Origin of the sequence: Rhodopirellula sp. MGV, from assembly GCF_002251265.1 — a bacterium.
Classification (GTDB): domain Bacteria; phylum Planctomycetota; class Planctomycetia; order Pirellulales; family Pirellulaceae; genus Stieleria; species Stieleria baltica_A.
The window spans coordinates 195213-203483 of the sequence record NZ_NPDI01000020.1 but is presented as its reverse complement, the minus strand read 5'-3'; the positions used below and the strand labels follow the sequence as shown (position 1 = coordinate 203483).

Sequence of the window (8271 nt, the reverse complement as noted above, 5' to 3'; positions counted from 1 at the left end):
CAATCACCTTCGATCCGATGCTGCTGCCACGCGGACCACCGCAAATCGACTTCAAAAAGGGCAACGGTTGATCGATAAAATGCCCACGACCGTGAAAAAGCAAACGTCATCGGGGAGGCGAACAGAACCGGTGCGCGCACACACCAGTCAAACGCATCTAAACCGCCAAACAACAAGCACGCTGGGCAAGTCGATCGCCTACGTGACGCGATCGGCGATGAAGTCGTCCCCAATCTCGCCCCACAGCAAGCTAATCGAGACGGCAAAAAGGGATCGGAAAGCAACAGCCAAGAGAAGCGAATCCCAAGCCTGAAGCGACGGCCCAAAGAAGATCAAAGGGCTTCTTGAACAGAAGACTTGAGCTTCGACTCGCAAGCTCGCGAAGTCAAATCCTTACTGGTTTCCCGTGACTTCCGCGGGGAAATACACGGTCTCTTTGCTGAGATCATTAATGTCGTGGCCAATGAGTTTTACCGCTTTTCGTGGATCAAGAAGCAATCTGACGCGTCCCGCAACCAGTTCGTGGTCGGGAACAACAACGTGAACCTCTTCAAGATTGTCGTTTGAGAATCCCGCAGCGAGTGTCTGCAGCAGTTCGGCGTCGAGTGGCGAAAGCGACAGGCCATAGATCACGACGCGACTTGCACCTTCAAGTCCACGCATGATTGAACCGTGAATCCCACCTATTCTCTGATCCTCGTCGGGGGTCCGATAGGGTTCCTTTGTCAATTCGGATGGCAGGTAAAGCAAGCGGTGGTCATCAACAGAACCATGTATGTGAAGTGAATACACCTCACCATCATGAGTCTTATTCAAGTGAGAACGTGTGGCCTCGTCTGCCACCGTGTCCCAATTTGTATTGACCAACATAAAGCTGGCATTCTTGTTTCGGTCTGGTACCACAAAACGGTCAATTACGTCGTAGTATTGTGGACGAACTGCGAGTTCGCCGGCGTTTTGTGCGTCGGATAGTTCTTGAGCAATTCGCGATTTCAGGTGATGCAGGTATTCGAGATGTTGTTTCCGATTTGTACGCGTGAGTTCGTTGTCCGGGGACGAGTGCCACCAGCGAAGTAGGTACACCAAGCGTGCAAAGAAAGAGTTTGCACCGTCGCCGTCGATCGGAAAATCGAAATCGGGCTGGAGCGCTCGAATCACAGGAGACCATGCTTGCTGAACAGCGCCAACGATTAGTGAAGATTTAGAATGTTCAGTCACGGTTTATGCGGGATAACGGTAGAATTCACGGGGAACGGACGAAAGACTCGCAAGCAGACCATTAAGCACGGCACCCGTTCTCCCGGCGAGTAGACCGAGGTCTCTTTGGTTTAGGTTACGGTTTGTGTTCACTGTTTGCCACCGGTTTCCCGATTGTGGTGTCACAAGATTGTTACCATGCCGCATTGACCCTCGGCCCCTCTCAGAACCGGACGTGCGCTGTTAACGCATCCGGCTCCCAGCCAACACTCGGCTCAGCCTCCCATCGAATTGGCCCTCGACATCGCGATCAAGTCCGTCAAACGCGTCGGCTGAACAAGCGGAAAGCGGTCCAGGTAGCGGTAGAACTCCGACCAACGCTTCGATCGACACTTCTTGGCCGTGCGATGTTTGAGTTTGAATCGGCTCGCTTGCCGCCTATCCTCTTGACTTCTGACCTAAAGCGATCGATTGGTTCGCCGAGCCCGCCACCGGATACGTAATCGTTGGGAGACACCCATGACCGCTTCGACGGATCAGTCACATCTCTCCGATTCTTTATCTCCGCGACGGTACCTGCAGCAAGCATCCATACCACGGGTATCCACAACGTATCGATTGCCACCGACAGGAACGAATCGTAATAGTGGCGGAGCATTGGGATCAAGAACGCAAGCAGGAAGCTTGAGAATATCAGTGCGTCGCGCGCACCTCGTGCAAATCTATTTAGTTTGAGCCAGTGACGATTTGAAGTCACTTCGGATTCGGACGGCTCGTACGGATTAGGGTTCAAGCAAGATTCCGATGTGTAAAATTCGGCGAACTATTAAGTATGGGTACTTCGTAGGCGGATATCGTAGGGAATATCCGTCGTTGATGCGAGAATAATCCCAACCACGCATTTTGATGACGGTCAAAAGATTCGTGTTTTAGTGTTCGGAGTCCAGGCTTGACGGCTGGCTCGGCAGGCAGTTGGTTTTGAGATTTGATGTCTTCCAAAGCTGGCCTCGGCCGCACAAAACCAGCAGTGGAGGGCGCTACTTTCGGCGGAGCGAAAGGCGACATTGGTTTATTGAGTGAGGTGGCTGGAAGGGCGGTTGTGGATGGGCAGGCGGGAGCCTGCGGTGCAGTGCGTGACAAGGCGGGAGCCTTGTCACGAGGTGGGAGGTGGAGCGAAAGGCGACATTGGCTTGCGGCGCAAAAAAAACGGCCTTCGCCTTGTGGGACGAAAGCCGTTTTAGGTTCAAACGCGGTGCTGTGCGCCAGAGTTCGAGTTACTGCTCGACAGTGATCGCCATCACCACGGGGGCGATTTCGGGACTGCCGTCTCGCAGTTCAATCGAAGACAATGGCTCCGAACGCTTTGGCATGACCGACAGGTACCGGATTTGACCTCCGCCTGTGCTGTACGCGAACTTCGATTTGGGCACATCAACCCGGCGGATATAGTCCGCGAAGTGCTGGCCGTTTACCAAAGTGTGGTCTTCGGTTTGACCGTCTGCGTAGTGCAAACGCACGACAAGTGCCGGCCGCTCAGCTTGACCATATGGGTAAGCCCAGCCGGCAACACCACTTAACATGTGAATGCTTTTCACCGGTCCGCTGACTGGCAACGAAACACTCTTGGGATACTTGCGAGCGATCTGGCCACTCGAACCATACAGCACAACCACGTTGGGAACGGATTGGTTTTCCGGATCGATCAACACGAACGGAACACCTTCAAATGTCTTCGGCGACCAATCACGGAAGACCATGCGTTCTTCCCAGGCGTTCGGATTGACGAACATCGACTTGTCACTCGCGACGGTTGCGACTTTGTGCAAATCCAACGGCGTGAACTGGCCACGCTTGGTCAGGAATTCCAACAAGTCCGTCATCTGCTCGACCGACAACGTTTTCTCGAAGCCTTCAGGCATGATCGAGTTTCGCGACGCGACAAGCTTTTCGATGTCGCTACGCAAGACCGTCTGTGGCTTGCCTTGCGTATCGAACAGTTCGATCGCGGTTTTGGATTCCGATGCCAGCATCCCGCTGATGATCACCCCATCCACCGTCAAGACACTGTAAGCGCGGAAGTTGCCTTCAACGCTGCGGCTTGGGTCCAAGATGTGAACCAACAGTTCTTCTTTGGGGTGAACGGCCATGCCGGTCAAGTCGGGACCGACCGCGTTGCCTTCGCCGCTGTGCTTGTGGCACTGGGCGCAGTTTTTGGTAAACAGCTGCTTTCCGGCCACGGCGTCGCCTTTGTGCTCGGCCGCTACGGCGTACTCGTCAAGCACCTTTTGTCGGTCAGCACTTGGCAGTGCGCCGCCCTGGGCGAGAACTTTTGCCGCACGTTCACGAATCTGGCGATCGGGGTGCGAAGCCAAAGCTTGCTGTTGGTCGAGAGCCAAATCGGTCAACGGCAGCTTGCCGTCTTCGACCGCATCGAGGAGTGCCACGGTCGAGGTCGGACGCGACAGCAAGCCACGAATGGCGACAGCCTTAAGCGAAGGCGTCATCGCGGCGAGTTCTTCGACGATGATCTCCGAAGCCGCTTCGGCGCGACTTTGCGAAACGGCTGCCAAGACGCCAGCAGCGACATCGGGAGCCGTTTGTGGCGTGATCAGTTCGAACAGGTCTTCGACAACGTCATCGCTGTTGGGACGAAAATCGACGAGCTCTTTAGCGGCGCCCAGTCGCTGTTGCGTCGACAACGATTCGTCGACGACTTTTTCCAACAGTTTGTCCGCAACTTCGTCACCAAATTTGGCCAACCGTTCGCTGCCCCAACGTTCAACCAAGCGGACCATTTGTCCGCGAGTCGACGTGTCGGCTTTGGTGAAAACGGTTTCCAATTTCGCTTCGACGTCGGCGGTCAACGTCACTTCGCTGTCATTTCGCCAGCCACGATTCATCCCGGTCACGACGGCTTGCAAAACGTCCGAATCGGCATTCGACAAGCTGGCCAGAATCGCGGGAGCCTGGCCGGCATCATCGCCACGGACAAAGTGATCCGCGACGATTGCGATCAGTTCCAGCTGGTTGTCACGGTAGCGGCGATCGCTGCTGAGCTGCAACGATCCGAGCCCCGACAAAAAGCCGTCCGCTTGGGCAGCGGCGGCACTGGTCATCGCGTCGGGAATCCAACGGTCGATCAGGTTTCGCGGGTCAGCCAAAGCATGCAGGACAGCGGCCCCGGCAGCTTGATCGGATTCGCCATCGGCGATCGCCAACAGCGCTGCCAAGCGTACGATCGGGTCGATGTCGTCATAGATCATCGAGTCCGCGATCGCTTGGAAGTTCTGCTCGTTCTTGGGCAGCACTTCGATCGCGTTGCGGCGTACACCGGCGGACGGGTGACGCAGCGCCGCGACAACCGCTGCGGTCGCGTTTGCGTTGGATCCGTCGAGGGCACCCAAACCGTGCAAGGTCCACATCGCGTGGATCGCGGCGGCGTTGAGGCCGATCTCGTCCGTGCTTTGGTCCTTTACCAAGTCGACCAAGGCAGCGATGACCGCCGCGTCGCGGCTGCCATGCTGGACCAACAAACGCTGGGCGTGCTTGCGAACCAACATCGTTGGGTCCTTCAGAACCGCGACCAGTTCCACGTCGCTCAGTTTTCGCAAATCGGATGCAGGTGCATACGATTTGTCGTCAGGAACGATTCGGTAAACGCGTCCGTGTTTCTTGTCACGCAGGTCGGTTTCGTAAGCGTTACCGCGACCGGTGTCAAAACCTTGTGGTGTCGGGTTGTGCTGGACGATGTAGTTGTACCAATCGACAACCCAAACGTTCCCGTCGGGACCGACTTCGGCCATGATCGGAGCGGACCACTCATCGTCACTGGCGATCAGGTTCCATGGGCTGGTCGAATGGAAATCCGAACCGTCGGGTTGCAGGACGAAGGTACCGACCAAGTGACCGGTTGGCCCGGCAACGAATGCGGTACGGTTCCAGTACTGCTGTGGGTATTCGCGGGCGGTGTAGAGCGCGTGCCCGGCACCGGCGGTGTAGCCCCCGTGGTGGTCGACTTGGCGGACTTTGTCGGTGATCGGTTCAAAGTCGTTTGTGTCGGCGATCGAAGACAAGGTCAACGAAGGCGCCCAGCCGCGAACGGATTCGTAGTAACGGTTTGCAACCGGCATGTAGATGCTGGGGTTACCGTTGGCGGTCGATCCGAAGATCAACCCTTCTTCGCTGATGCCCAAGCCCCAGGTGTTGTTGTTGGTCGAGCGAATGAATTCGACTTCGGTGGCATCGGGACGCATACGGAAGAATCCCATGCGGAAGCGGCCTTGTTCTTTGCCGCGGGCGACGGGACGCGAGTTGTTGTAACCCTGCATCGCCCAGACCCAGTTGTCCAAGCCGTATTGGAAGTTACTGACACCGCCGTGGGTGTCGCCCAGTTCCCAGCCGGTGATCACGACTTCGCTTTTGTCGGAGACGTCGTCGCCATCGGTGTCGGTCAACAGCAAGGTTTCGTTGCCGTTTTGGACCAAGACGCCTTGTGCGGTGAACGTCAGCGCAGTCGGGATACTGAGGCCTTCGGCAAAGACGGTGAACTTATCCGCTTTGTAGTCACCATCGGTGTCTTCGCAGATGCGGATTTTGTCCCGGCCTTTGTTTCCGGGGGCCAGTTCGTTGGGGTAGTCATAGGTTTCGCAGACCCACAACCGTCCGGCTTCGTCCCAGGTCATGAAGATCGGCTTGCCTTGCAATTCCGGTTCGCTGACGAACAGTTCGACATGAAAGCCTTCGGGGACGACGAAGTGCTTCATCGATTTTTCGGGCGACAAAGGCATTTGCATTTGGCTGAGCGGTTTGCCCTGCGTTCCCCATTGCTTCGAAGGCGTGTAGTTGGGGATTTTGTTGCCGACGTCGACGAATTCGAAGTCCTTGTCACTGCCCGTGATCTTGGTCATCTCGGGAACGGTGTAGTCACGGTCGGACATGAACGTGCCCGCTTCGGCGGGATCATCACCGGCTGCCCAGCGCAAGCCACGTTCGACCAAGTTTTGGAAACCGGGGTCGGACCAAGTGCGTCCGTCGTGGCCCCAAGCGGTGTAGAACACTCGCCCGTCGCCTTCGGTTCGCACCCAGGTCCAAGGTTCTTGGCCGGAATCGGTTTTGCGATATTCCAGGACGGTGCGGTTCTTTTCGTTGTGCAGGTGATGCACGTAGGTTTCGTCCCAGCTTTCGAAACCGCCGTAGCCCTTCATGATCGGGTGTTCCACATCGGCCGGTTCGGTGCGAAAGACACCGGTTTGGTGCGACTGGAACTGGGCACCCATCAGGGCGACCAAGTCGGCTTGGTTGCGGAAGCAGAACGACGCACAGTGAAGTGGCACGAAGCCACCGCCGTGCTTGACATAGGCCATCAGCCCGTCGGCGTATTTCCGATCGATGTTGTCGATATTGGCATACAGAACGAGCGCGTCGTACTGTTTGAGATTGTCTTCGGTCAGCTTGGAGACATCTTCGGTGTATTCGAGATGAATGCCGCGCGACTCGAAGGCGGGCGCCAATTCGTAAAAACGGCGGGCCGGCTGGTGATGACCTTGGTCACCCAAAAAGAGCGCGTTGAGTTCGTCCGCGTTGCCCGTCAGGGGCAAGCCGCACATGGCGGCCAGCAGGAGAACTCTTGTGAACAGGAAATGTTTCATGTCGCAAACGTGGCGGTGAGTTTCGAAAGAAGGTAGGCAGGTGGGAACTCGCAATTCATTCTATGCCGGTTTCAAATGGCGAGCTAATTTGGCGTGTCCGATCAGACGGTCTGTGCCGGTCGACGGGTAAATTCAGGTAATTCGACGATCTGGCCGCCCTTCATCGCGGACTCGTGAGCACAAATTCCGACACAGGTCCAGTTGGCACTGGTGATTGCGTCCGGTTTCGGCTGACGGTCTTCCAGGATCGCGCTGACAAATTCATGCACGAGGTGTGGGTGCGACCCGCCATGTCCGCCGCCTTGGATAAAGGACAGGTGTTCGGAGTCATGGATTTCCTGTGGCTGGGTGAAGCGTTGGATCGGTTCAGGCAACAGGTTGGCGAAGTCAGGCACTTCGATCTTTTCGGCGATCTCGTGTTCGGGGCGTTTGGCAACGTGCATCACGTGGGGCTCGTTTTCGATCAGCGTCCACTCGAAGCTTTTCTTGGTGCCATAGACATCGAAGCTTTCACGATACTGACGTGCGACGTCATAGAGGGCACGCCAAACGTGTGCGGTCAGATCCGTGTCGGCGATCTTGATGTGACACGATTCGACAGCGAATTTGTTGCCGCTACGCTGAGCGATCTCATCACGAACTTGGCCGGATCCAAAGCAGCTGACATATTCGGCCAACCCGTCGACCAATCCCAAGCAGGGGCTGACGACGTGGGTCGCGTAGTGCATCGGGATCATGTCTTTCCAGTACTCAGGCCAGCCGTCCATGTCCTGTGGGTGCGAGGCGGCGAGGTGTTGGATGTCACCGAGCTCGCCGGACTGGAAGAGCTGCTTGATGTACAAGAACTCGCGGCTGTAGACGACCGTCTCGGCCATCATGTATTTCAAGCCCGTCTCTTCGACCTTCTCGACGATTTGTCGGCACTCGTCGATCGTGGTAGCCATGGGCACGGTGCACATGACGTGCTTGCCGGCGTCGAGAGCCTTGAGCGACATCCAGGCGTGGTCGCCGATGGGGCTGTTGATATGGACGCACTCGACTTCGGGGTCGCTGAGGACATCTTCGAAATGTGTGTAGCGTTTGGGGATCTCGAACTGATCCGCAATCTTGTTCATTTCGACTTCGTTACGACGGCACGCCGCGACGACTTCGGCATTGGGGTGTGCTTTGTAAATCGGGATGAACTCGGAACCAAATCCGAGTCCGACCATTGCCATTTTGACTTTACGTTCGTCTGTCATGTGATTCCTGAGCGATCCGAGTGGAGGGGAAATTTAGGAGAGATTGGGTAGGATGGCGCGATCGAGCGTGCAGACGCAGAGATGCCCCGCCGTGCCGCAAAAAAAGTATAGCTGCTAACCAAATCCCCTAAATGTGAATACGCGCATAGTTGATGCGCTTTTTAACTTCACCGATAATCCGCAGG

The 8271-nt window shown here is 56.2% G+C and carries 3 protein-coding genes; all 3 read right to left on the bottom strand.

Translation table 11 applies throughout. The features are described 5' to 3' along the window. Positions 1–393: 393 nt before the first annotated feature. Positions 394–1158 (bottom strand): hypothetical protein, encoded by a 765-nt coding sequence (locus CGZ80_RS06925; RefSeq protein ID WP_143543782.1) that lies wholly within the window; start codon positions 1156–1158, stop codon positions 394–396. 1313 nt (positions 1159–2471) lie between these two features. Then, complete coding sequence (locus tag CGZ80_RS06920; protein WP_094412692.1) at positions 2472–6845, bottom strand: PVC-type heme-binding CxxCH protein; 4374 nt, start codon at positions 6843–6845, stop codon at positions 2472–2474. Positions 6846–6946: 101 nt separating this feature from the next. Then, positions 6947–8086: a Gfo/Idh/MocA family protein gene (locus tag CGZ80_RS06915; RefSeq protein WP_094412690.1), complete on the bottom strand. Its 1140-nt coding sequence runs from the start codon at positions 8084–8086 to the stop codon at positions 6947–6949. Between the last annotated feature and the right edge of the window lie 185 nt (positions 8087–8271).

Excerpts from the sequence above, each read along its gene's own strand:
- CGZ80_RS06915 (WP_094412690.1), bottom strand. The coding sequence starts at position 8,086 with ATGACAGACGAACGTAAAGTCAAAATGGCAATGGTCGGACTCGGATTT.
- CGZ80_RS06920 (WP_094412692.1), bottom strand. The coding sequence starts at position 6,845 with ATGAAACATTTCCTGTTCACAAGAGTTCTCCTGCTGGCCGCCATGTGC.